This window comes from Paraburkholderia metrosideri (assembly GCF_904848625.1).
In the GTDB taxonomy this organism is placed as follows: Bacteria; Pseudomonadota; Gammaproteobacteria; order Burkholderiales; family Burkholderiaceae; genus Paraburkholderia; species Paraburkholderia metrosideri.
This window is the reverse complement of sequence record NZ_CAJHCP010000019.1, coordinates 83,975-104,245: the sequence shown is the minus strand read 5'-3', so window position 1 is coordinate 104,245 and position 20,271 is coordinate 83,975. Positions and strand designations below refer to the sequence as shown.

Annotated in this window: 35 protein-coding genes; 33 read left to right on the top strand and 2 right to left on the bottom strand. The window is 58.2% G+C overall.

Annotation, left to right across the window (positions count from 1 at the left end; translation table 11 throughout):
* The 32 genes from LMG28727_RS31200 to dsbD form a co-directional block, all read left to right on the top strand.
* Positions 1-121: EF-Tu C-terminal domain-related protein (locus tag LMG28727_RS31200; protein WP_456238550.1), on the top strand; the 121-nt coding region annotated here is incomplete at its 5' end.
* 135 nt (positions 122-256) lie between these two features.
* Positions 257-568, top strand: a complete 312-nt coding sequence (gene rpsJ, locus LMG28727_RS31195; protein WP_006998489.1) for a 30S ribosomal protein S10 — start codon at positions 257-259, stop codon at positions 566-568.
* Between the two features lie 200 nt (positions 569-768).
* The gene (gene rplC, locus LMG28727_RS31190) at positions 769-1,428 is read left to right on the top strand and encodes a 50S ribosomal protein L3 (protein ID WP_007180137.1); all 660 of its coding nucleotides are present in this window, start codon (positions 769-771) and stop codon (positions 1,426-1,428) included.
* The gene (gene rplD, locus LMG28727_RS31185) at positions 1,428-2,048 is read left to right on the top strand and encodes a 50S ribosomal protein L4 (RefSeq protein ID WP_007180136.1); all 621 of its coding nucleotides are present in this window, start codon (positions 1,428-1,430) and stop codon (positions 2,046-2,048) included. The genes rplC and rplD overlap by 1 nt, the downstream gene beginning before the upstream one ends.
* Positions 2,045-2,359: a 50S ribosomal protein L23 gene (gene rplW, locus LMG28727_RS31180; RefSeq protein ID WP_007180135.1), complete on the top strand. Its 315-nt coding sequence runs from the start codon at positions 2,045-2,047 to the stop codon at positions 2,357-2,359. Before rplD ends, rplW begins: the two co-directional genes overlap by 4 nt.
* Positions 2,360-2,361: 2 nt before the next feature.
* Positions 2,362-3,189 carry a 50S ribosomal protein L2 gene (rplB, locus tag LMG28727_RS31175; RefSeq protein WP_201646158.1) on the top strand — a complete coding sequence of 276 codons (828 nt, stop codon included), beginning with the start codon at positions 2,362-2,364 and terminating at the stop codon, positions 3,187-3,189.
* A 10-nt stretch (positions 3,190-3,199) separates the two neighbouring features.
* Positions 3,200-3,475 (top strand): 30S ribosomal protein S19, encoded by a 276-nt coding sequence (gene rpsS / locus LMG28727_RS31170; RefSeq protein WP_054036552.1) that lies wholly within the window; start codon positions 3,200-3,202, stop codon positions 3,473-3,475.
* Between the two features lie 7 nt (positions 3,476-3,482).
* On the top strand, positions 3,483-3,815 hold the full coding sequence (rplV, locus tag LMG28727_RS31165) for a 50S ribosomal protein L22 (RefSeq protein ID WP_197070230.1): 333 nt from the start codon (positions 3,483-3,485) through the stop codon (positions 3,813-3,815).
* An 11-nt stretch (positions 3,816-3,826) separates the two neighbouring features.
* Positions 3,827-4,624 (top strand): 30S ribosomal protein S3, encoded by a 798-nt coding sequence (gene rpsC / locus LMG28727_RS31160; protein ID WP_074766158.1) that lies wholly within the window; start codon positions 3,827-3,829, stop codon positions 4,622-4,624.
* Positions 4,625-4,626: 2 nt separating this feature from the next.
* On the top strand, positions 4,627-5,043 hold the full coding sequence (gene rplP / locus LMG28727_RS31155; RefSeq protein ID WP_042329259.1) for a 50S ribosomal protein L16: 417 nt from the start codon (positions 4,627-4,629) through the stop codon (positions 5,041-5,043).
* 10 nt (positions 5,044-5,053) lie between these two features.
* Positions 5,054-5,248, top strand: coding sequence for a 50S ribosomal protein L29 (rpmC, locus tag LMG28727_RS31150; RefSeq protein ID WP_007180130.1), 195 nt, complete (start codon positions 5,054-5,056; stop codon positions 5,246-5,248).
* Entirely contained in the window at positions 5,245-5,517 is a 273-nt protein-coding gene (gene rpsQ, locus LMG28727_RS31145) for a 30S ribosomal protein S17 (protein WP_007180129.1), read from the top strand. The genes rpmC and rpsQ overlap by 4 nt, the downstream gene beginning before the upstream one ends.
* A gap of 290 nt (positions 5,518-5,807) precedes the next feature.
* The gene (gene rplN, locus LMG28727_RS31140) at positions 5,808-6,176 is read left to right on the top strand and encodes a 50S ribosomal protein L14 (protein ID WP_006052212.1); all 369 of its coding nucleotides are present in this window, start codon (positions 5,808-5,810) and stop codon (positions 6,174-6,176) included.
* A 9-nt stretch (positions 6,177-6,185) separates the two neighbouring features.
* The gene (rplX, locus tag LMG28727_RS31135; RefSeq protein ID WP_201646157.1) at positions 6,186-6,494 is read left to right on the top strand and encodes a 50S ribosomal protein L24; all 309 of its coding nucleotides are present in this window, start codon (positions 6,186-6,188) and stop codon (positions 6,492-6,494) included.
* A gap of 17 nt (positions 6,495-6,511) precedes the next feature.
* A complete protein-coding gene (gene rplE / locus LMG28727_RS31130; protein WP_201646156.1) occupies positions 6,512-7,051 on the top strand; it encodes a 50S ribosomal protein L5 in 540 nt (179 codons plus the stop codon).
* 7 nt (positions 7,052-7,058) lie between these two features.
* Positions 7,059-7,364, top strand: a complete 306-nt coding sequence (rpsN, locus tag LMG28727_RS31125; RefSeq protein WP_006052215.1) for a 30S ribosomal protein S14 — start codon at positions 7,059-7,061, stop codon at positions 7,362-7,364.
* Positions 7,365-7,378: 14 nt separating this feature from the next.
* Positions 7,379-7,774 carry a 30S ribosomal protein S8 gene (gene rpsH / locus LMG28727_RS31120; RefSeq protein ID WP_201646155.1) on the top strand — a complete coding sequence of 132 codons (396 nt, stop codon included), beginning with the start codon at positions 7,379-7,381 and terminating at the stop codon, positions 7,772-7,774.
* An 18-nt stretch (positions 7,775-7,792) separates the two neighbouring features.
* Complete coding sequence (rplF, locus tag LMG28727_RS31115; RefSeq protein ID WP_201646154.1) at positions 7,793-8,323, top strand: 50S ribosomal protein L6; 531 nt, start codon at positions 7,793-7,795, stop codon at positions 8,321-8,323.
* 12 nt (positions 8,324-8,335) lie between these two features.
* Complete coding sequence (gene rplR / locus LMG28727_RS31110; RefSeq protein ID WP_012434568.1) at positions 8,336-8,701, top strand: 50S ribosomal protein L18; 366 nt, start codon at positions 8,336-8,338, stop codon at positions 8,699-8,701.
* A gap of 14 nt (positions 8,702-8,715) precedes the next feature.
* Entirely contained in the window at positions 8,716-9,234 is a 519-nt protein-coding gene (gene rpsE / locus LMG28727_RS31105) for a 30S ribosomal protein S5 (protein WP_013340735.1), read from the top strand.
* Positions 9,235-9,244: 10 nt separating this feature from the next.
* Complete coding sequence (gene rpmD, locus LMG28727_RS31100) at positions 9,245-9,427, top strand: 50S ribosomal protein L30 (protein ID WP_007180126.1); 183 nt, start codon at positions 9,245-9,247, stop codon at positions 9,425-9,427.
* A gap of 29 nt (positions 9,428-9,456) precedes the next feature.
* Entirely contained in the window at positions 9,457-9,891 is a 435-nt protein-coding gene (gene rplO, locus LMG28727_RS31095) for a 50S ribosomal protein L15 (RefSeq protein ID WP_011490050.1), read from the top strand.
* Between the two features lie 46 nt (positions 9,892-9,937).
* Positions 9,938-11,284 carry a preprotein translocase subunit SecY gene (gene secY / locus LMG28727_RS31090; protein WP_028199573.1) on the top strand — a complete coding sequence of 449 codons (1,347 nt, stop codon included), beginning with the start codon at positions 9,938-9,940 and terminating at the stop codon, positions 11,282-11,284.
* A gap of 8 nt (positions 11,285-11,292) precedes the next feature.
* A complete protein-coding gene (gene infA, locus LMG28727_RS31085; protein WP_004521905.1) occupies positions 11,293-11,511 on the top strand; it encodes a translation initiation factor IF-1 in 219 nt (72 codons plus the stop codon).
* Between the two features lie 20 nt (positions 11,512-11,531).
* A complete protein-coding gene (gene rpmJ / locus LMG28727_RS31080) occupies positions 11,532-11,648 on the top strand; it encodes a 50S ribosomal protein L36 (RefSeq protein WP_004199844.1) in 117 nt (38 codons plus the stop codon).
* Between the two features lie 41 nt (positions 11,649-11,689).
* Positions 11,690-12,055: a 30S ribosomal protein S13 gene (gene rpsM / locus LMG28727_RS31075; RefSeq protein WP_012434566.1), complete on the top strand. Its 366-nt coding sequence runs from the start codon at positions 11,690-11,692 to the stop codon at positions 12,053-12,055.
* Positions 12,056-12,083: 28 nt separating this feature from the next.
* Positions 12,084-12,488, top strand: a complete 405-nt coding sequence (rpsK, locus tag LMG28727_RS31070) for a 30S ribosomal protein S11 (RefSeq protein ID WP_006052224.1) — start codon at positions 12,084-12,086, stop codon at positions 12,486-12,488.
* 147 nt (positions 12,489-12,635) lie between these two features.
* A complete protein-coding gene (gene rpsD / locus LMG28727_RS31065) occupies positions 12,636-13,259 on the top strand; it encodes a 30S ribosomal protein S4 (RefSeq protein WP_027800372.1) in 624 nt (207 codons plus the stop codon).
* Between the two features lie 124 nt (positions 13,260-13,383).
* On the top strand, positions 13,384-14,361 hold the full coding sequence (locus LMG28727_RS31060; RefSeq protein WP_201646153.1) for a DNA-directed RNA polymerase subunit alpha: 978 nt from the start codon (positions 13,384-13,386) through the stop codon (positions 14,359-14,361).
* Positions 14,362-14,519: 158 nt separating this feature from the next.
* Positions 14,520-14,912 (top strand): 50S ribosomal protein L17, encoded by a 393-nt coding sequence (gene rplQ, locus LMG28727_RS31055; protein WP_074766150.1) that lies wholly within the window; start codon positions 14,520-14,522, stop codon positions 14,910-14,912.
* 229 nt (positions 14,913-15,141) lie between these two features.
* Entirely contained in the window at positions 15,142-15,474 is a 333-nt protein-coding gene (gene cutA / locus LMG28727_RS31050; RefSeq protein ID WP_201646152.1) for a divalent-cation tolerance protein CutA, read from the top strand.
* Entirely contained in the window at positions 15,467-17,368 is a 1,902-nt protein-coding gene (gene dsbD / locus LMG28727_RS31045; protein WP_201646151.1) for a protein-disulfide reductase DsbD, read from the top strand. The genes cutA and dsbD overlap by 8 nt, the downstream gene beginning before the upstream one ends.
* A 124-nt stretch (positions 17,369-17,492) precedes the next feature.
* Here dsbD and hemB read toward each other — a convergent pair whose 3' ends face one another.
* Both hemB and yihA read right to left on the bottom strand, forming a co-directional pair.
* Positions 17,493-18,491: a porphobilinogen synthase gene (gene hemB, locus LMG28727_RS31040; protein WP_201646150.1), complete on the bottom strand. Its 999-nt coding sequence runs from the start codon at positions 18,489-18,491 to the stop codon at positions 17,493-17,495.
* Positions 18,492-18,741: 250 nt separating this feature from the next.
* Positions 18,742-19,395: a ribosome biogenesis GTP-binding protein YihA/YsxC gene (gene yihA, locus LMG28727_RS31035; protein ID WP_201646149.1), complete on the bottom strand. Its 654-nt coding sequence runs from the start codon at positions 19,393-19,395 to the stop codon at positions 18,742-18,744.
* A 217-nt stretch (positions 19,396-19,612) separates the two neighbouring features.
* Between yihA and LMG28727_RS31030 the strand changes: the two genes are divergently transcribed.
* Positions 19,613-20,266, top strand: a complete 654-nt coding sequence (locus tag LMG28727_RS31030; protein ID WP_201646148.1) for a c-type cytochrome — start codon at positions 19,613-19,615, stop codon at positions 20,264-20,266.
* The last annotated feature ends 5 nt before the right edge of the window (positions 20,267-20,271 follow it).

Sequence of the window (20,271 nt, the reverse complement as noted above, 5' to 3'; positions counted from 1 at the left end):
CAATGTGTCGATCACGGTGAAGCTGATCAACCCGATCGCGATGGAAGAAGGTCTGCGCTTCGCTATCCGCGAAGGTGGCCGTACGGTCGGCGCTGGTGTGGTTGCCAAGATTCTCGAGTAAAATCGAGGATTGACCTTGCAGTACATGCAGTAAGTAGTGCCCGGAGCCGGGCGCTGCCCTAAGGCGGGTGCCCGGCTCTACGTTCTTTTACTATCTGGCGGCGCAATACCGCCTCGCTCTTTCCAAGGAATTGTCATGCAAAACCAGAAAATCCGCATTCGCCTGAAGGCTTTCGACTATCGCTTGATCGATCAATCGGCAGCTGAAATCGTCGACACGGCAAAGCGGACTGGCGCAATCGTTCGTGGCCCGGTGCCCCTGCCGACCCGCATTCAACGTTTCGACATCCTGCGTTCGCCCCACGTCAACAAGACGTCGCGCGATCAGCTCGAAATTCGTACGCATCAACGCCTGATGGACATCGTCGATCCGACGGACAAGACCGTCGACGCACTGATGAAGCTGGATTTGCCGGCTGGTGTGGACGTCGAAATCAAGCTGCAATAAGGCTTCCAGAGGTTGTTCGGCATGCCGAACGGCGCTAAGTCTTTGATTGCTTGCGGAAAACGAAAAGCCTCGCTATAATGGTGGGCTTTTCGCGCATTCGCGCAAAAAAGTCGGTGTGCTGCAGCATGCATTCATGCCCGAAACGGCGCCGGCATTTGTAAATTAGCCCCGACCAATCGCAGTCGGGAATGGAGAAAACGATGAGCCTTGGACTCGTAGGTCGCAAGGTTGGCATGACCCGTATCTTCACGGCAGAAGGGGATTCGATTCCCGTTACCGTGCTGGACGTGTCCGACAACCGCGTGACGCAGATCAAGACTGTTGAAACCGACGGCTACACGGCCGTGCAGGTTGCATTCGGTACGCGCCGAGCATCGCGTGTGACGAAGCCTTTGGCCGGTCATCTCGCCAAAGCCGGTGTTCAAGCCGGTGAAATCCTCAAAGAATTCCAGATCGATGCCGCTAAGGCTGCCGAGTTGTCGAACGGCACCGTGGTCGGTCCCGACCTGTTCGAAGTGGGCCAGAAAGTCGACGTGCAAGGCGTGTCGATCGGTAAGGGCTACGCCGGTACCATCAAGCGTTACAACTTCGCATCCGGCCGTGCATCGCACGGTAATTCGCGCTCGCACAACGTGCCGGGTTCGATCGGTATGGCGCAAGATCCGGGTCGTGTTTTCCCGGGTAAGCGCATGACCGGTCACATGGGTGACGACACGGTAACGGTGCAAAACCTCGAAATCGCTCGTATCGACGCTGACCGCAAGTTGTTGCTGGTCAAGGGCGCCGTTCCGGGTGCGAAGGGTGGCAAAGTATTCGTTACGCCGGCCGTGAAGACGCGTGCCGTGAAAGGAGCGAAATAATGGAACTTAAGCTCCTGAATGCCAATGGTCAGGAAGGTGCAGGCGTTAGCGCGTCGGACGTAGTGTTCGGTCGCGATTACAACGAAGCCCTGATTCACCAGGTCGTGGTGGCGTATCAAGCGAATGCCCGTAGCGGCAACCGCGCGCAGAAGGACCGTGAGCAAGTTAAGCACACGACCAAGAAGCCGTGGCGCCAAAAGGGTACGGGCCGCGCCCGTGCCGGTATGTCGTCGAGCCCGTTGTGGCGCGGCGGTGGCCGGATCTTCCCGAATTCGCCGGAAGAAAACTTTTCGCACAAGGTTAACAAGAAGATGCATCGCGCAGGTCTCTGCTCGATCTTCTCGCAGCTGGCCCGCGAAGGCCGCATCTCGGTGGTCGACGAGCTGACGCTCGAAGCGCCGAAGACGAAGCTGCTGGCCGAAAAATTCAAGGCGATGGGTCTCGACTCCGTTCTGGTGATTACCGATACGGTTGACGAAAACCTGTACCTCGCGTCGCGCAACCTCGCCCATGTGGCAGTTGTCGAGCCGCGTTACGCCGACCCACTGTCGCTGATCTACTTCAAGAAGATCCTGATCACGAAGGCTGCGGTCGCCCAGATCGAGGAGTTGCTGTCATGAGCGAGATTCGCAAAAACGATCATCGTTTGATGCAGGTCCTGCTCGCGCCGGTGATCTCCGAAAAGGCGACGCTGGTGGCCGACAAGAACGAGCAAGTTGTGTTCGAAGTCGCGCCCGATGCCACGAAGCAGGAAGTGAAAGCTGCAGTCGAGCTGCTGTTCAAGGTGGAAGTCAATTCCGTCAACGTGCTGGTGTCCAAGGGCAAAGCCAAGCGCTTTGGTCGTTTTATGGGCAAGCGCAAGGACGTGAAGAAGGCGTACGTCTGTCTGAAGCCCGGCCAGGAAATCAACTTTGAAGCGGAGGCCAAGTAATCATGGCAATCGTTAAAGTTAAGCCGACTTCGCCGGGTCGCCGCGCGATGGTCAAGGTGGTCAACAAGGAATTGCATAAGGGCAAGCCGTTCGCACCGCTGCTCGATTCGCAATCCTCGACCGCCGGCCGTAACAACAATGGTCACATCACCACGCGTCACAAGGGTGGTGGTCATAAGCACCACTACCGTGTCGTCGATTTCCGTCGCAATAAGGACGGTATCGCAGCGAAGGTCGAACGTCTTGAGTACGATCCGAACCGTAGCGCGAACATCGCGCTGGTTCTGTACGCAGACGGCGAGCGCCGCTACATCATCGCTCCGAAGGGTCTCACCGTCGGTCAGCAATTGATGTCGGGTTCGGAAGCTCCGATCCGCGCTGGTAACACGCTGCCGATCCGCAACATTCCGGTCGGTACGACGATCCACTGCATCGAAATGCTGCCGGGCAAGGGCGCGCAAATGGCGCGTTCGGCTGGTACGTCGGCGATGTTGCTGGCTCGTGAAGGCATCTACGCACAGGTCCGCCTGCGCTCGGGTGAAATCCGCCGCGTTCACGTTGAATGCCGCGCGACGATTGGTGAAGTTGGCAACGAAGAGCATAGCCTCCGTCAAATCGGTAAGGCTGGCGCGAATCGCTGGCGCGGTATCCGCCCGACGGTGCGTGGCGTTGCAATGAACCCGGTCGATCACCCGCACGGCGGTGGTGAAGGCAAGACGGCTGCAGGTCGCGATCCGGTGAGCCCGTGGGGCACGCCTGCTAAGGGTTATCGCACCCGCAGCAACAAGCGCACGACGAGCATGATCGTCCAGCGCCGTCACAAGCGTTAAGGAGTAGGCAATGGCACGTTCTGTAAAAAAAGGTCCGTTCTGCGACGCCCATTTGCTGAAGAAAGTTGAGTCGGCAGCCGCTGCGCGTGACAAGAAGCCGATCAAAACCTGGTCGCGTCGTTCGACGATTCTGCCGGATTTCATCGGTTTGACGATTGCTGTGCACAACGGCCGTCAACACGTTCCGGTGTACATCTCGGAAAACATGGTCGGCCACAAGCTTGGCGAGTTTGCATTGACCCGGACGTTCAAGGGTCATGCAGCCGACAAGAAGGCTAAGAAATAAGGGGCTCATGATGGAAGTGAAAGCAATTCATCGCGGTGCCCGCATCTCGGCGCAGAAAACGCGCCTTGTGGCTGACCAGATCCGCGGTTTGCCGGTCGACAAGGCGCTGAACGTTCTGACGTTTTCGCCGAAGAAGGCTGCGGGAATCGTGAAAAAGGTTGTCCTGTCGGCGATCGCGAATGCGGAGCATAACGAAGGCGCCGATATCGACGAGCTCAAAGTAACGAGCATCATGGTCGACAAGGCTGCATCGCTCAAGCGTTTTACTGCGCGCGCTAAAGGCCGTGGTAACCGCATCGAGAAGCAATCCTGTCACATCACTGTGACGGTCGGGAATTAAGGGGTCATACGATGGGACAGAAAATTCATCCGACTGGCTTCCGTTTGGCCGTCAGCCGCAATTGGGCGTCGCGTTGGTACGCGAACAACAACAATTTCGCGGCGATGTTGCAGGAAGACATCGGTGTTCGTGAATACCTGAAGAAGAAGCTGAAGAACGCGTCCGTCGGCCGCGTTGTGATCGAGCGTCCTGCAAAGAACGCGCGTATCACGATTTTCAGCTCGCGTCCGGGTGTCGTGATCGGTAAGAAGGGTGAAGACATTGAACTGCTGAAGTCCGAGCTGCAAAAGCGTATGGGCGTTCCGGTTCACGTTAACATCGAAGAAATCCGCAAGCCGGAAACCGATGCGCAACTGATCGCTGATTCGATCACGCAACAACTCGAACGTCGGATCATGTTCCGCCGTGCGATGAAGCGTGCGATGCAAAACGCAATGCGTCTGGGTGCTCAAGGCATCAAGATCATGAGCGCGGGCCGTCTGAACGGTATCGAAATCGCTCGTACGGAATGGTATCGCGAAGGTCGCGTGCCGCTTCATACGCTGCGTGCTGATATCGACTACGCAACTTCGGAAGCGAAGACGACGTACGGCATCATCGGCGTGAAGGTGTGGGTCTATAAGGGCGACACGCTCGGCCGTAACGACGCTCCGGTGGTTGAAGAAGTCGCCGAAGAAAAGCGTCCGCGCCGCAACGCACGTCCGGGTGGCGATCGCCGTCCGCGTCGCGATGGTGAAGGTGGTGGCCCGGCAGGTGCACGCCGTGGCGCTCCTCGTCGTGCTGGTGGCGACGGGAAGACTGGAGAATAACGATGCTGCAACCGAAACGCAGAAAGTATCGCAAAGAGCAGAAGGGTCGTAACACCGGTATCGCTACCCGCGGCAACGCGGTGTCGTTCGGTGAGTTCGGCCTGAAGGCTGTCGGTCGTGGTCGCTTGACCGCGCGTCAGATTGAAGCGGCACGTCGTGCAATGACGCGTCACATCAAGCGTGGCGGCCGCATCTGGATCCGGATTTTCCCGGACAAGCCAATCTCGCACAAGCCGGCTGAAGTACGTATGGGTAACGGTAAGGGTAACCCTGAGTACTACGTCGCAGAGATTCAACCGGGCAAGATGCTGTACGAAATGGACGGCGTAACCGAAGAGCTGGCACGCGAAGCGTTCCGTCTGGCTGCAGCTAAGCTGCCGCTCAAGACGACGTTTATCGTGCGTCAGCTCGGCGCCTAAGGAGCAAATGATGAAGGCTTCCGAACTTCACCAGAAAGATCAGGCCGCGCTCAACAAGGAGCTGTCGGACCTGTTGAAGGCGCAATTCGGCCTGCGCATGCAACTCGCGACCCAGCAGCTTACGAACACGAGCCAGCTGAAGAAGGTCCGTCGCGACATCGCACGTGTGCGGACCGTCCTGACTGAGAAGGCGAACCAGAAATGAACGATAGCGTAAAAACCTCGCTCAAGCGGACGCTGGTCGGCAAGGTCGTCAGCAACAAGATGGACAAGACGGTCACCGTGCTGGTCGAGCACCGCGTGAAGCACCCGATCTACGGCAAGTACGTTGTGCGTTCGAAGAAGTACCACGCGCACGACGATGCGAACACGTACAACGAGGGTGACCTCGTTGAAATCCAGGAAACTCGTCCGATTTCGAAGACGAAGGCTTGGGTTGTGGCTCGCCTGGTCGAGGCTGCTCGCGTCATCTGACGCCGCAAAGTTGTAGAAGTAATTGAAATCGCAGTAAGTTTCGCTTGCAAGACCGGGGTTATGTGATATGATCTCGGTCTTCCCTCTTTTATGGGAGCCCCGTCGCGGGCGAAGTTGGTGGGGGAAGCGGTTCGGGCGCCAGCCTGTTCCGAAGGATTCACCGGATTGCGATGGCGGGTTTCGTTTGCCGTCGCTGCTGTTCATACCCAAGCAGCCGATTGGCTGACGGGACCAAGACTGACCGGGTACGCCATGGTGGTGTGGCCGGATTAAGTTGGGAAAGATAAACCATGATCCAGACCGAAACTCGGCTTGAAGTGGCCGACAACACGGGTGCACGTGAAGTCATGTGCATCAAGGTGCTCGGCGGCTCGAAGCGTCGTTATGCCAGCATTGGCGACATCATCAAGGTGACCGTCAAAGAAGCAACGCCGCGCGGGCGCGTGAAGAAAGGCGAAATTTATAACGCCGTGGTGGTTCGCACCGCCAAGGGCGTTCGTCGTCAAGACGGCTCGCTGATCAAGTTCGATGGCAACGCCGCAGTGTTGTTGAATGCCAAGCTCGAACCTATTGGCACCCGTATTTTCGGGCCTGTTACGCGCGAGCTGCGCAGCGAACGATTCATGAAGATCGTTTCGTTGGCACCTGAAGTGCTGTAAGGAGTCGCGATGAACAAGATTCGCAAAGGTGACGAAGTTATCGTCATCACCGGCAAAGATAAAGGCAAGCGCGGCGTCGTGCTGTCCGTTGGCGAAGACAAAGTTATTGTCGAGGGTATCAACCTCGTCAAGAAGCACGTCAAGCCGAACCCGATGAAGGGTACGACGGGCGGTGTGGAAGCCAAGACGATGCCGCTGCAAATTTCGAACGTCGCATTGGTCGACGCGAATGGCAAGGCATCGCGTGTAGGCATCAAGGTCGAAGGAGACAGGAAGGTCCGTTTCCTTAAGACGACCGGTGCCGAGCTGAGCGCTTGACGCTGCGGAGTAAAAAAATGGCTCGTTTGCAAGAGTTTTACAAAGAGAACGTTGTACCCGGCCTCATCGAGAAGTTCGGTTACAAGTCCGTGATGGAAGTGCCGCGCATCACCAAGATCACCCTGAACATGGGCCTTGGCGAAGCGGTTGCTGACAAGAAGATCATCGAAAACGCCGTTGGCGACCTGACGAAGATCGCAGGCCAGAAGCCGGTGATCACGAAGGCACGCAAGGCAATCGCTGGCTTCAAGATCCGTCAGGGCTATCCGATCGGTGCAATGGTCACGTTGCGTGGTCAGGCAATGTACGAATTTCTGGACCGTTTCGTGACGGTTGCGCTCCCCCGTGTGCGTGACTTCCGTGGCGTGTCGGGTCGTGCGTTCGATGGTCGCGGCAACTACAACATCGGTGTGAAAGAGCAGATCATTTTCCCCGAAATCGACTACGACAAGATCGACGCACTTCGTGGGCTGAACATCAGCATCACGACGACTGCGAAGACCGACGACGAAGCAAAGGCTCTGCTCGCCAGCTTCAAGTTCCCGTTCAGAAACTGAGGTTACCGTGGCTAAACTGGCACTGATCGAACGTGAAAAGAAGCGTGCTCGCCTCGCTGCTAAGTACGCTCCCAAGCGTGCAGAGTTGAAGGCGATCATTGGCGATATGAGCAAGTCGGACGAAGAGCACTACGCAGCACGTCTGGAACTGCAACAACTGCCGCGCAACTCTAACCCGACCCGTAAGCGCAACCGTTGCGCAATTACCGGTCGCCCGCGTGGCACGTTCCGTAAATTCGGGCTGGCGCGTAACAAGATTCGCGAAATCGCGTTCCGCGGCGAGATCCCTGGCCTGACCAAGGCGAGCTGGTAATAGGAGAAACGTAAATGAGTATGAGTGATCCTATCGCCGATATGCTGACTCGCATCCGCAATGCGCAGATGGTTGAGAAAGTTTCGGTGAATATGCCCTCGTCGAAGGTCAAGGTTGCGATTGCGCAGGTCCTGAAGGACGAAGGCTATATCGATGATTTCGCAGTGAAGTCCGAAGGTGCGAAATCTGAATTGAACATCGTGTTGAAGTACTACGCTGGCCGTCCGGTCATCGAACGCATTGAACGCGTTTCGAAGCCTGGTCTGCGTGTGTACCGCGGCCGTAACGACATCCCCGTGGTCATGAATGGCCTCGGCGTGGCAATCGTGTCGACGCCGAAGGGCGTGATGACGGACCGCAAGGCGCGTGCAACGGGCGTTGGCGGCGAAGTCATCTGCTACGTCGCTTAAGGCCGAAAGGAGAGAAACATGTCTCGAGTAGGTAAAAGCCCGGTCGCGCTGCAAGGCGCAGAAGTGGCCCTGAGCGACGATCGCATCACCGTCAAGGGCCCGCTGGGTACGATTACGCAGGCGGCAAACCGCCTCGTTAAAGTGGTGAACGACAACGGCACGCTGAATTTCGAGCCGGCTGACGAAAGCCGCGAAGCGAATGCGATGTCGGGCACGATGCGCGCACTGGTTGCGAACATGGTGAACGGCGTGACGAAGGGTTTCGAGCGCAAGCTGACGCTGGTTGGCGTCGGTTACCGCGCACAAGCGCAAGGCGACAAGCTGAATCTGTCGCTGGGTTTCTCGCACCCCGTGGTGCACCAGATGCCGGAAGGCGTCAAGGCTGAAACCCCGACGCAAACCGAAATCGTGATCAAGGGGATCAATAAGCAACAAGTTGGCCAAGTCGCTGCAGAAGTGCGCGGCTATCGCCCGCCGGAGCCCTACAAGGGCAAGGGTGTGCGTTACGCCAATGAGGTTGTGATCCTCAAAGAAACGAAGAAGAAGTAAGGGTGCGCAATCATGGATAAGACTCAATCTCGCCTGCGCCGCGCTCGTCAGACGCGTATCAAGATCGCTGAGCTGCAGGTCGCGCGTCTCGCCGTGCATCGCACGAACACGCACATCTATGCGCAAGTGTTCTCGCCGTGCGGCACCAAGGTGCTCGCCAGCGCGTCGACGCTCGAAGCCGAAGTGCGTGCGCAACTGGCTGATCAGACTGGCAAGGGCGGCAACGTCAATGCTGCGACCCTGATCGGTAAGCGCATTGCAGAAAAGGCTAAGGCTGCCGGCATCGAATCCGTCGCCTTCGACCGTTCGGGTTTCCGTTACCACGGCCGCGTGAAAGCGCTGGCTGATGCGGCGCGCGAAGCCGGACTCAAGTTCTAAGGGAAGAATTCGTCATGGCAAAGATGCAAGCGAAAGTTCAGGCTGACGAACGCGACGACGGCCTGCGCGAAAAGATGATTTCGGTCAACCGCGTGACCAAGGTTGTGAAGGGCGGCCGGATTCTCGGTTTTGCCGCACTGACCGTGGTTGGCGACGGTGATGGCCGCGTCGGTATGGGCAAGGGCAAGGCAAAGGAAGTGCCGGTCGCTGTTCAGAAGGCGATGGAACAGGCTCGCCGCAACATGTTCAAGGTGCCGCTTAAGAACGGTACCCTGCAACACGAAGTGCACGGTAAGCACGGCGCATCGATGGTCCTCCTGGCTCCGGCCAAGGACGGTACCGGTGTGATCGCCGGCGGTCCGATGCGCGCAGTGTTCGACGTGATGGGCGTGCAGAACGTTGTGGCCAAGAGCCACGGTTCGACGAACCCGTACAACCTCGTTCGTGCAACGCTCGACGGTCTGCGTAAGCAGTCCACGCCGAGCGACATCGCGGCGAAGCGCGGCAAGTCCGTCGAAGATATTCTGGGCTAAGGTGGACACCATGTCTGATAAAACTGTCAAGGTCCAGCTCGTCAAGAGCCTGATCGGCACCCGTGAAACGCACCGTGCTACGGTGCGTGGCTTGGGGCTGCGCCGACTCAACTCGGTTAGCGAGTTGCAGGACACGCCGGCTGTGCGCGGCATGATCAACAAGGTTTCGTACCTCGTTAAGGTCATCAGCTAAGCGGCTGACCAGGACTCAAGGAGTTGATAATGGAATTGAATAACCTGAAGCCGGCTGAAGGCGCGAAGCACGCAAAGCGTCGCGTTGGTCGCGGCATCGGCTCCGGCCTCGGCAAGACTGCTGGCCGTGGTCACAAGGGTCAGAAGTCGCGTTCGGGCGGCTTTCACAAGGTTGGCTTCGAAGGCGGTCAAATGCCGCTGCAACGTCGCCTGCCGAAGCGTGGCTTCACCTCGCTGACGAAGGAATTCGTCGGTGAAGTGCGTCTCTCTGATCTGGAAAAGCTGCCGGTCGACGAAATCGACTTGCTGGCTCTGAAGCAAGCCGGCCTGGTCGGCGAGCTGATCAAGAGCGCCAAGATCATCGCGACGGGCGAGCTCAAGCGCAAGGTCGTTGTGAAGGGTCTGGGTGCGACGAAGGGTGCGCGCGCTGCTATTGAAGCAGCCGGCGGCTCTTTTGCCGAGTAACGCGCAAGTTATTTGCCGTCACTAGCATTTGCATCGGAGAAGGTACTTGGCTAACAGCCCGAGTCTCGCAAAACCCGGTCGCAGCGCGGCGAAGTTTGGCGATCTGCGTCGGCGTGCAGTATTCCTGCTGCTGGCGTTGATCGTCTACCGTATCGGCGCGCACATTCCGGTGCCGGGTATTGACCCGGACCAGCTGGCAAAGTTGTTCCAAAGCCAGTCGGGCGGCATCCTTGGCATGTTCAACATGTTTTCGGGTGGTGCACTTTCGCGGTTCACGATTTTTGCGCTGGGGATCATGCCGTACATTTCGGCGTCGATCATCATGCAGTTGCTGGCGATTGTGTCGCCGCAGCTCGAAGCGCTGAAAAAGGAAGGGCAGGCGGGTCAACGGAAGATTACGCAGTACACGCGTGTCTTTACGGTCCTGCTGGCGACGTTCCAGGCATTCGGCATTGCCGTTGCTCTGGAAAATCAGCCGGGCTTGGTGATCGATCCGGGGATGGTGTTTCGTTTGACGACGGTCGTGACGCTGGTGACCGGCACGATGTTCCTGATGTGGCTGGGTGAGCAGATCACGGAACGTGGGCTTGGTAACGGTATCTCGATCATCATTTTCGGCGGTATTGCGGCGGGTTTCCCGAATGCAATCGGTGGTCTCTTTGAACTGGTGCGAACCGGCTCGATGAGCATCATCTCGGCGATTATCGTGGTCGCGCTGATTGCTGCTGTGACGTATCTGGTGGTGTTCATTGAACGCGGCCAGCGCAAGATTCTTGTGAATTACGCCAAGCGGCAAGTCGGTAACAAGATTTACGGCGGACAGTCTTCGCATCTGCCGCTGAAGCTGAACATGTCGGGCGTGATTCCGCCGATCTTTGCATCGTCGATCATTCTCTTCCCGGCAACTATCCTGAACTGGTTTAGTTCGGGGTCGCGTACCAGCTGGTTCGCAGACACGTTGCACAACGTGGCCGAAGCCCTTAAGCCCGGTCAACCCGTGTACGTGTTGCTGTACGCGTTGGCGATCGTTTTCTTCTGCTTCTTCTACACCGCACTGGTGTTTAACAGCAGGGAAACGGCCGACAACCTGAAAAAGAGTGGCGCTTTCGTCCCAGGCATCCGTCCGGGCGATCAAACGGCGCGATACATTGACCGCATCCTCACGCGTCTGACGCTGGCCGGTGCGATCTATATCGTGTTCGTTTGTCTGCTGCCCGAATTTCTGGTGCTGCGCTGGAACGTGCCGTTTTATTTTGGTGGAACGTCGCTGCTGATCATTGTCGTCGTCACAATGGATTTCATGGCGCAGGTGCAGTCGTACGTTATGTCGCAACAGTATGAATCGCTGCTGAAGAAAGCTAATTTCAAAGGCGGCGGCGTCCCGATGCGTTGAAAGGACTTATGGCCAAAGACGATGTTATCCAGATGCAGGGTGAAGTCATCGAAAACCTGCCTAACGCTACCTTCAGGGTGAAGCTGGAAAACGGCCATGTCGTATTGGGACACATATCCGGCAAGATGCGGATGCATTACATCCGAATCTTGCCGGGCGACAAGGTAACGGTTGAATTGACGCCTTACGATCTGTCGCGTGCGCGGATCGTGTTCCGGGCGAAGTGATTTGAAAAAAGGGTAATATCATGAAAGTGATGGCATCGGTTAAGCGCATTTGCCGCAATTGCAAGATCATCAAGCGCAAAGGCGTTGTGCGCGTGATTTGCAGCTCTGATCCGCGCCACAAACAGCGTCAAGGCTGAACGCCGCGCTTTTTGCTGCGCTTTTTGTTTGAGGAAAAACAATGGCTCGTATCGCAGGGGTTAACATCCCGAATCACCAGCATACCGAAATCGGCCTGACGGCTATTTACGGTGTCGGCCGCACGCGCTCGCGCGACATCTGCGTCGCTGCTGGTGTGGCATTTTCGAAGAAGGTCAAAGACCTGAACGACGCAGACCTCGAAAAGCTGCGTGAAGAAGTCGGCAAGTTCATCGTTGAAGGCGATCTGCGCCGTGAAACGACGATGAACATCAAGCGCCTGATGGATCTCGGCTGCTACCGTGGCGTGCGGCATCGTAAGGGCTTGCCCCTGCGCGGCCAACGCACGCGTACGAATGCCCGTACGCGCAAGGGTCCGCGTCGTGCAGCGCAATCGCTGAAGAAGTAAGCGGAACTGACAGTTACAGGAAAACGTAATGGCTAAGGCTTCGAACAACTCCGCGGCGCAACGCGTTCGCAAGAAGGTCAAGAAGAACGTCGCCGAGGGCGTGGTTCACGTTCACGCGTCGTTCAACAACACCATCATCACGATCACCGATCGTCAAGGCAATGCACTTGCTTGGGCGACTTCGGGTGGTCAGGGCTTCAAGGGTTCGCGTAAATCGACCCCGTTTGCAGCCCAGGTGGCAGCCGAATCGGCTGGCCGCGTGGCGATGGAATACGGCGTGAAGAACCTCGAAGTGCGGATCAAGGGCCCCGGTCCTGGCCGTGAATCGGCGGTGCGCGCGTTGCATGGTCTTGGTATCAAGATCACGGCGATCTCCGACGTGACCCCGGTCCCGCACAACGGCTGCCGTCCGCCGAAGCGTCGTCGTATCTAAGACGCTTGTATTGCTTGCGCCTGTTGCCGCCCTGCGCGGCGGCAGGCTGCTTGCGCTATTGAATTGACTAAGCCCACCGTTCGACCCAAAGGGCTCGGACTAGCGCGAATGCATGCACTCGCGTGATTAATCAACGAAGGAATCAACGTGGCACGTTATATCGGCCCTAAGGCCAAGCTGTCCCGCCGTGAAGGCACTGACCTCTTCCTGAAGAGCGCCCGTCGTTCGCTGGCTGACAAGTGCAAGCTTGACAGCAAGCCCGGCCAACATGGCCGCACCTCGGGTGCACGTACGTCCGACTACGGCACGCAGCTGCGCGAAAAGCAAAAAGTTAAGCGTATCTACGGTGTTCTCGAGCGTCAATTCCGTCGTTACTTCGCTGAAGCCGACCGCCTGAAGGGCAACACGGGTGAAAACCTGCTGCAATTGCTCGAATCGCGTCTGGATAACGTCGTGTATCGCATGGGTTTCGGTTCGACGCGCGCTGAAGCACGTCAACTCGTGAGCCACAAGGCGATCACGGTGAACGGCGTTGTGTCGAACATCCCGTCGATGCAAGTGAAGGCAGGCGACGTCGTCGCAGTGCGCGAACAGAAGAAGAAGCAAGCGCGTATTCTCGAAGCGCTGTCGCTGGCTGAGCAAGGCGGTCTGCCGAGCTGGGTCGCTGTCGATTCGAAGAAGTTCGAAGGCACGTTCAAGTCGAAGCCGGAACGCAGCGACATCGCTGGCGATATCAACGAAAGCCTGATCGTCGAATTGTATTCGCGGTAATCGGATTAACGGCCGGGGCACCCTGATTGCGATATGCAAGGGGGCGTCCCGGCTGTTTATTTTCAGGTTGTTACCGGTCAGCCTTATCGGTGTAACGAGCCGAGGGTATTGAAAAGGAAAACCTATGCAAACCAGTTTGTTGAAGCCCAAGATCATCGCTGTTGAATCGCTTGGCGAAAGCCACGCGAAAGTGGTCATGGAACCGTTTGAACGCGGTTACGGCCACACCTTGGGTAACGCGCTTCGGCGCGTGCTGCTGTCGTCGATGATCGGCTATGCGCCGACCGAAGTGACGATCGCAGGCGTCGTACATGAATATTCGACGCTCGACGGTGTGCAAGAGGATGTGGTCAACCTGTTGTTGAACCTGAAGGGTGTCGTGTTCAAGCTGCATAACCGTGACGAAGTGACGGTTACGCTGCGCAAGGACGGCGAAGGCGTTGTCACCGCTGGCGACATCGAACTCGCGCACGACTGCGAAGTGATCAACCCGGATCACGTGATCGCGCATCTGTCGAAGGGCGGCAAGCTCGACGTGCAGATCAAGATTGAAAAGGGCCGCGGCTATGTGCCGGGCAACGTGCGTCGTTACGGCGAAGAGTCGGCCAAGATTATCGGCCGTATCGTGCTGGATGCGTCGTTCTCGCCGGTACGCCGTGTGAGTTACGCCGTTGAAAGCGCTCGTGTCGAACAGCGTACCGACCTCGACAAGCTCGTGATGAACATCGAAACCAACGGTGTGATTTCGCCGGAAGAAGCGATCCGTCAATCGGCTCGTATTCTGGTTGATCAACTGTCGGTGTTTGCTGCACTGGAAGGTACCGAAGCAACGGCTGAAGCGCCGTCGCGTGCGCCGCAGATCGATCCGATCTTGCTGCGTCCGGTCGATGATCTCGAACTGACGGTTCGTTCCGCGAACTGCCTGAAGGCCGAGAACATTTACTACATCGGCGACCTGATCCAGCGTACGGAAAACGAGTTGCTCAAGACGCCGAATCTGGGCCGCAAGTCGTTGAACGAAATCAAGGAAGTCTTGGCGTCGCGTGGTTTGACGCTCGGTATGAAGCTCGAAAACTGGCCGCCGGCTGGTCTCGACAAGTAATCCCGGGACAGAAGCCCATCGCTTTACTGGCAGAGACGCGGATTTTCCTTTAAAATCCGCGTCTTGTCTTTTTCACTACCGGCCCGTGCACTCATCACCCTCGGGGAGTTGGGCGCGATAGAAGAGCTGGACCAAAACTTTGAATCGAAGGAATTAACATGCGTCACCGTCATGGTTTGCGGAAACTGAACCGCACGAGCAGCCACCGTCTGGCAATGCTCCGTAATATGTCTAACTCGCTGATCGCGCACGAAGTCATCAAGACCACGCTGCCGAAAGCAAAAGAACTCCGTAAAGTTGTCGAGCCGCTGATCACGCTCGGCAAAAAGCCGTCGCTGGCAAATCGTCGTCTGGCGTTCAACCGCCTGCGCGATCGTGACTCGGTCACGAAGCTGTTTGAAGTTCTGGGCCCGCGTTACGCTACCCGTCCGGGCGGCTACCTGCGCGTCCTGAAGTTCGGTTTCCGCGTCGGCGACAACGCACCGATGGCACTCGTCGAACTGCTCGACCGTCCGGAAGTTGAAGAAGTTGAAGTGCAAGAAGCTGAGTAAGCTTTTAGCATCAGAAAAAGCTAGGCAATTCGCCTGGCTTTTTTTTTGCGACCCGGCGTTCGCCGCGCAAGCGTGTTTCTGGTGCACCACGGCACCACAGCACCCACAGCACCCACAGCACCCACAGCACCACAGCACCACAGCACCACAGCGTGCCTCCCGCTGCCAGCGTCAGTGTGAGGCTGGTGATACGATACCGGCACCTGAATCGTGCGTCACTGGAGTGTGTGTGAGCGTAAATGTGACCTTGCTTCTGACTACGGTGCCGGACGCATCCGTTGCTCAGAAACTCGCTGCGGATGCGCTCGCCGCGCGACTTTGCGCCTGTGTCACGCAGCTTGGCAGCGTCCAGTCGAGCTATCACTGGCAGGGCACGATCGAAACTGCGCAGGAAATCCAGTTGTTGTTCAAAACCAGCGTCGCTCGCGCGCTAGAGCTGGAGCAGTACCTTCAGGCTCACCATCCCTACGACACGCCAGAAATCCTTATGTGGCAAGCGTCGGCGTCAGCCGCGTACGGCCAGTGGATCACTGCTGAAACCCAACGTCCTTTCCATGTTTAACGGTCTCGACCGACGCGCGCGTCACGCGCTGCGCACTGTATTTATCCTGCTCGCCTGCGTGATTCTTGCGCAGTTCGGCACGCTGGCACGTGCCGACGATAACTTCCTGGACCCCGCCGTCGCGTTCAAATTCAGTGCGACCGAAAAGCCCGGCGAAATCCAGGTGACGTACAAGATCGCAGAAGGCTACTACATGTATCGGGAACGCTTTGCGTTCGCGACCCGCAACGGCACGGCGACACTCGGCGATCCGCAATTGCCATCCGGTCACGTGAAGTTCGACGAGACTTTCAACAAGAACGTCGAGACCTACCGTAACGAGTTGACGATCCGCATTCCGGTCAAACAGGCGGCTGGCCCTTTCGATCTGGTAGTGACGTCGCAAGGGTGCGCGGATGCCGGAATCTGCTATCCGCCGATGGACCGCGTGTACCACGTGAGCGGCGCGGCATTGCAACCGGCGGGCAGCGCAGCGGCCCCAACGGTCGCGGCTACGGGAACGACCGCGGTTGCGACCAGGCAACATGCCGCCGCGGACGACGAACCCTGGTACGAACGCGCCACCAGCGCCGACTACGCGCAGTCGTTGCTACAAGGTGGCGGCTTCCTTGCGATCATCGGGCTCTATTTTGTCGCCGGCGCAGTGCTTAGCCTGCTGCCGTGTTCGTATCCGATGATTCCAATCCTGTCGGCAATCATTATTGGCGAAGGCGCACGAGTCACGCGCGCGCGCGGCTTTGCTTTGTCACTGGCGTATGTGATCGGTATGGCGCTCGTCTATACGGCGCTCGGGGTCGCGGCGGCACTTGTCGGGCAAAGCCTCGGGGCGTGGTTGCAAAATCCATGGGTACTGGGCGCGTTCGGTGTCCTGCTGACCATTTTCGCGCTGACGCTAATTGCAGGATTCGACCTTGCGCTGCCTCAGCGCTGGCAAGACGGGGTTTCGCGAGCATCGACCGGGCGTTCGGGTGGCAAATTCGCCGCCGTCGCGGTGATGGGCGCGCTGTCTGCGCTGGTGGTCGGCGCCTGTATGACTGCTCCGCTGTTTGCCGTGCTCGCGTTCATCGCGCACACCGGCAACGCCTTTCTCGGCGGAGCTGCGCTGTTTGCTATGGGCCTGGGGCTTGGCGTACCGCTTCTGATCATCGGTCTCGGCGCCGGAACACTCCTTCCGCGCGCGGGTGCGTGGATGGATGGCGTTAAGGTGTTCTTCGGCGTCGTGCTGCTGGCGGCGGCGTTGTGGATCGTGTGGCCAGTGCTCAGCGCAACGGCGCAGATGCTGTTGAGCGCGCTTTGGTTGCTGGTAGCGGCGGCGTCGCTCGGGTTGTTCTCTGCGGCTGTTGTTGAGGGGTCCGTTTGGCGCCGGCTTGGCCGGGGCATTGGCGCGGCACTCGCAATCTGGGCCGCGGTGTTGCTGGTGGGGCTGGCGGCGGGATCGTCCGATCCTCTGCGGCCGCTGGCAGTGTTGGCCGCAAGAGGTGGCCCTGTGGCTGTCAGCAATGCGTCCAATAACGCGCCTGCAGCCTCTCAGAGCGATCTGACGTTCGCTCCGGTTCGTTCATCGAATGAGTTGGACCAGGCCGTCAAAACGGCTTCTCAGCCTGCCATGCTCGATTTTTATGCGGACTGGTGCGTCAGCTGCAAGGAAATGGAGAAATTCACCTTTAGCGACGCACGCGTTCAGGCCAAATTGAAGCAGATGAATCTGCTCCGCGCCGACGTCACCGCAAACAATACCGACGATCAAGCGCTGCTAAAGCGCTTTGACCTGTTCGGGCCGCCGGGCATTATTTTCTTCGATCCAGCGGGCAAGGAAGTGCTGCGCGTCGTAGGTTACGAATCTGCGGACAAATTCTTGCGCTCGCTGGATAAAGCGGCTGGGGCTGGGGTTTAGTCGGCGACGGTGACGGCGGAAGGCTCAATAAAAAACGGAGGCACGACCCAAAGGTCCGCCTCCGTTTTTGCAAAGCCAAAGCCCAAGCCAGCCTCAATCCCGCTTAAAAAAGCAGCACCTCGACTTACTTCTGCGCCCGCAAAATCCGCGCTGCATCCAGCGCGAAATACGTCAACACGCCATCTGCACCCGCACGCTTGAACGCCAGCAGCGATTCCATCATCGCCTTGTCGTGATCGAGCCAGCCGTTCTGCGCCGCCGCCTTGAGCATCGCGTACTCGCCGCTCACCTGATACACGTAGGTCGGGAACTGGAATTCATCCTTCACGCGGCGCACGATATCCAGATACGGCATGCCCGGCTTGACCATCACCATGTCCGCGCCTTCGTTGATGTCCGCCTGCACTTCGCGCAGCGCTTCATTCGAATTGGCCGGGTCCATCTGGTACGTCATCTTGTTGCTTTTGCCGAGGTTCGTCGCAGAACCCACCGCATCGCGGAACGGGCCGTAAAACGCCGACGCAAACTTGGCCGCATAAGCCATGATGCGCGTATGGACGTGGTCCTCGCTTTCCAGCATCTCGCGGATTGCACCAATCCGGCCGTCCATCATGTCCGACGGCGCGACGATGTCGACACCCGCCTCAGCTTGCGCACGCGCCTGTTCGACGAGGATCTCGACGGTTTCGTCGTTGATCACGTAACCGGCTTCGTCGAGCACGCCGTCCTGGCCGTGGCTTGTGTACGGATCGAGCGCGACATCGGTGAGCACGCCCAACTCGGGGAAGTTCTTCTTCAACTCGCGAACCGCGCGAGGGATCAGGCCGGCCGGGTTGGTCGCTTCGCGGCCATCGGGCGTCTTGAGCGACGGCTCGATCGCGGGGAACAGCGACAGCACCGGCACGCCCAGTTGGACGCATTGCTCGGCGACGCCCATCAGCAGATCGACCGACACGCGCTCCACGCCCGGCATCGACGGTACGGCTTGCCGCACGTTGGTGCCTTCGACGATGAACACGGGGTAAATCAGATCGTTGGTGGTGAGGATGTTTTCCCGCATCATGCGACGCGAGAAGTCGTCACGGCGCATGCGGCGCGGACGATAGTGCGGGTAGAAGCTCATATCGAATCGAAGATCGTGGATGAATGGAGTGGACAAATCACGCCTGCCTCCGCTCCCGGAAACTTTTCGAGACAATGGTATATCATACCGATCGAGCAAGGCGCCTGGCGCTGACCTCCCCGCTTCTCCTCCCTGAGCGGGTGCCTGTCGTTTTTTCGATTAGGCTGTTTGACCCGCCGTTTAAGCGGCGGGTTTTTTTATGGGCGCTCGGAAATGGCGGTTCACGCCATCTGAGACCCGCGCTCGCCACTTACTCGGCAGCGTCCGCTTCGCCCTTCGCAGAAGGGATCAGCCAGCTTTCAACCAGCTCATGCGCTTCGTCGATCCCGACGCGCTTGAGCGCCGAGAACAGTTGCGCCGTCAGTTCGCCGCGATAGCCCGCAGCGCGATATTCGGCCAGACCTTTTTGAGTCGCACGCAACGCGTTCACGCTTTCCTGGCGGGTCAATTTGTCGCACTTGGTCAGGAGCGTGTGGATTGGCTTGCCGGTCGGCGCGAACCACTCGATCATGCGCCGGTCCAGATCGGTCAGCGGACGGCGCGAGTCCATCATCAGAATCATGCCGCGCAGTTGCGAGCGCGATTGCAGGTACGTGGACAGCAGCGCTTCCCAATGAGCCTTTGCTGCACCAGGCACTTCCGCATAACCGTAGCCAGGCAAGTCGACCAGATGCGCGGTCGGCTCGTCTTCCTTGCCGACCGAAAAATAGTTGATGTGCTGGGTGCGCCCGGGCGTCTTGCTGGCGAAGGCCAACCGCTTCTGATTGCACAGAATGTTGATAGCCGTCGACTTGCCCGCATTCGAGCGCCCGGCAAAGCAGATCTCGGGTTGCGGCGTGGCCGGCAGATCACGCAGGTGATTGACGGTCGTGAAAAAGCGCGATTGGTGGAGCAGGAAGGACATGATCAGGCCAGGATTCGAGACGCCGGGGAACCCGGAGTGGGGACGGGTCAAGCCCGACTGGCGTCTTAGCGATTAGCGAGTTATTGTACAATACGATGGTTTACTGAAAACCTGAGGAGGCCAGCCCGCGTGCCTTGGCGCGTTCCTGGTGGTCACTCGGTCGCCGTCGTATTTTGCAAAACCTCTAAAATCCCACAAGACGAGACAGGGTGTGCGAATGAATCGACTGAGCAAGACTCTGATGGTGCTTCATGTAGCGGCAGGTCTTTCAGGTTTGGCAATTCAGGCACGAGCAGCAGATCCGGTCAAGCCGGACGTCAATCGGGGGCAGGCAATCGCAGTGCAGGTATGCGCGTCATGTCATGGTGCAGACGGCAATAGTGCCGGCGGCGCATATCCGAAGCTGGCGGGCCAGCATCCTGAGTACCTCGTCAAGCAGCTCAAAGACTTCAAGATTCAGCCGGGCGCCAAACAGGCCGCGCGCAACAATGCGATCATGGCGGGCATGGCCGCAGCGCTATCCGATCAGGACATGGTCAATGTAGCTGCCTATTTCTCGACGCAAACCCCGAAGCCGGGCTACGCGCACAACAAAGATACCGTTGCATTAGGCGAAAGGATTTATCGTGGCGGGGTGGCCGACAAAGGTGTGCCGGCCTGTGCGAGTTGCCACGGGCCGACCGGCCAGGGAATTCCGTCGCAGTTCCCGCGTTTGTCAGGCCAGTGGGCGGAATACTCGGTTGCCCAGTTGCTCGCGTTCACGCAGGGGCCTGGCGCCCGTAATAACAACGACGCGATGCATACGATAGCATCGCGTCTGTCGGACAGTGAAATCAAGGCTGTGGCCGATTACATCGCGGGCTTGCATTAAGAGTC

Coding starts and splice junctions, on each gene's coding strand:
- rpsJ (WP_006998489.1), top strand. CDS start 257: ATGCAAAACCAGAAAATCCGCATTCGCCTGAAGGCTTTCGACTATCGC.
- rplC (WP_007180137.1), top strand. CDS start 769: ATGAGCCTTGGACTCGTAGGTCGCAAGGTTGGCATGACCCGTATCTTC.
- rplD (WP_007180136.1), top strand. CDS start 1,428: ATGGAACTTAAGCTCCTGAATGCCAATGGTCAGGAAGGTGCAGGCGTT.
- rplW (WP_007180135.1), top strand. CDS start 2,045: ATGAGCGAGATTCGCAAAAACGATCATCGTTTGATGCAGGTCCTGCTC.
- rplB (WP_201646158.1), top strand. CDS start 2,362: ATGGCAATCGTTAAAGTTAAGCCGACTTCGCCGGGTCGCCGCGCGATG.
- rpsS (WP_054036552.1), top strand. CDS start 3,200: ATGGCACGTTCTGTAAAAAAAGGTCCGTTCTGCGACGCCCATTTGCTG.
- rplV (WP_197070230.1), top strand. CDS start 3,483: ATGATGGAAGTGAAAGCAATTCATCGCGGTGCCCGCATCTCGGCGCAG.
- rpsC (WP_074766158.1), top strand. CDS start 3,827: ATGGGACAGAAAATTCATCCGACTGGCTTCCGTTTGGCCGTCAGCCGC.
- rplP (WP_042329259.1), top strand. CDS start 4,627: ATGCTGCAACCGAAACGCAGAAAGTATCGCAAAGAGCAGAAGGGTCGT.
- rpmC (WP_007180130.1), top strand. CDS start 5,054: ATGAAGGCTTCCGAACTTCACCAGAAAGATCAGGCCGCGCTCAACAAG.
- rpsQ (WP_007180129.1), top strand. CDS start 5,245: ATGAACGATAGCGTAAAAACCTCGCTCAAGCGGACGCTGGTCGGCAAG.
- rplN (WP_006052212.1), top strand. CDS start 5,808: ATGATCCAGACCGAAACTCGGCTTGAAGTGGCCGACAACACGGGTGCA.
- rplX (WP_201646157.1), top strand. CDS start 6,186: ATGAACAAGATTCGCAAAGGTGACGAAGTTATCGTCATCACCGGCAAA.
- rplE (WP_201646156.1), top strand. CDS start 6,512: ATGGCTCGTTTGCAAGAGTTTTACAAAGAGAACGTTGTACCCGGCCTC.
- rpsH (WP_201646155.1), top strand. CDS start 7,379: ATGAGTATGAGTGATCCTATCGCCGATATGCTGACTCGCATCCGCAAT.
- rplF (WP_201646154.1), top strand. CDS start 7,793: ATGTCTCGAGTAGGTAAAAGCCCGGTCGCGCTGCAAGGCGCAGAAGTG.
- rplR (WP_012434568.1), top strand. CDS start 8,336: ATGGATAAGACTCAATCTCGCCTGCGCCGCGCTCGTCAGACGCGTATC.
- rpsE (WP_013340735.1), top strand. CDS start 8,716: ATGGCAAAGATGCAAGCGAAAGTTCAGGCTGACGAACGCGACGACGGC.
- rpmD (WP_007180126.1), top strand. CDS start 9,245: ATGTCTGATAAAACTGTCAAGGTCCAGCTCGTCAAGAGCCTGATCGGC.
- rplO (WP_011490050.1), top strand. CDS start 9,457: ATGGAATTGAATAACCTGAAGCCGGCTGAAGGCGCGAAGCACGCAAAG.
- infA (WP_004521905.1), top strand. CDS start 11,293: ATGGCCAAAGACGATGTTATCCAGATGCAGGGTGAAGTCATCGAAAAC.
- rpmJ (WP_004199844.1), top strand. CDS start 11,532: ATGAAAGTGATGGCATCGGTTAAGCGCATTTGCCGCAATTGCAAGATC.
- rpsM (WP_012434566.1), top strand. CDS start 11,690: ATGGCTCGTATCGCAGGGGTTAACATCCCGAATCACCAGCATACCGAA.
- rpsK (WP_006052224.1), top strand. CDS start 12,084: ATGGCTAAGGCTTCGAACAACTCCGCGGCGCAACGCGTTCGCAAGAAG.
- LMG28727_RS31060 (WP_201646153.1), top strand. CDS start 13,384: ATGCAAACCAGTTTGTTGAAGCCCAAGATCATCGCTGTTGAATCGCTT.
- rplQ (WP_074766150.1), top strand. CDS start 14,520: ATGCGTCACCGTCATGGTTTGCGGAAACTGAACCGCACGAGCAGCCAC.
- dsbD (WP_201646151.1), top strand. CDS start 15,467: ATGTTTAACGGTCTCGACCGACGCGCGCGTCACGCGCTGCGCACTGTA.
- hemB (WP_201646150.1), bottom strand. CDS start 18,491: ATGAGCTTCTACCCGCACTATCGTCCGCGCCGCATGCGCCGTGACGAC.
- yihA (WP_201646149.1), bottom strand. CDS start 19,395: ATGTCCTTCCTGCTCCACCAATCGCGCTTTTTCACGACCGTCAATCAC.
- LMG28727_RS31030 (WP_201646148.1), top strand. CDS start 19,613: ATGAATCGACTGAGCAAGACTCTGATGGTGCTTCATGTAGCGGCAGGT.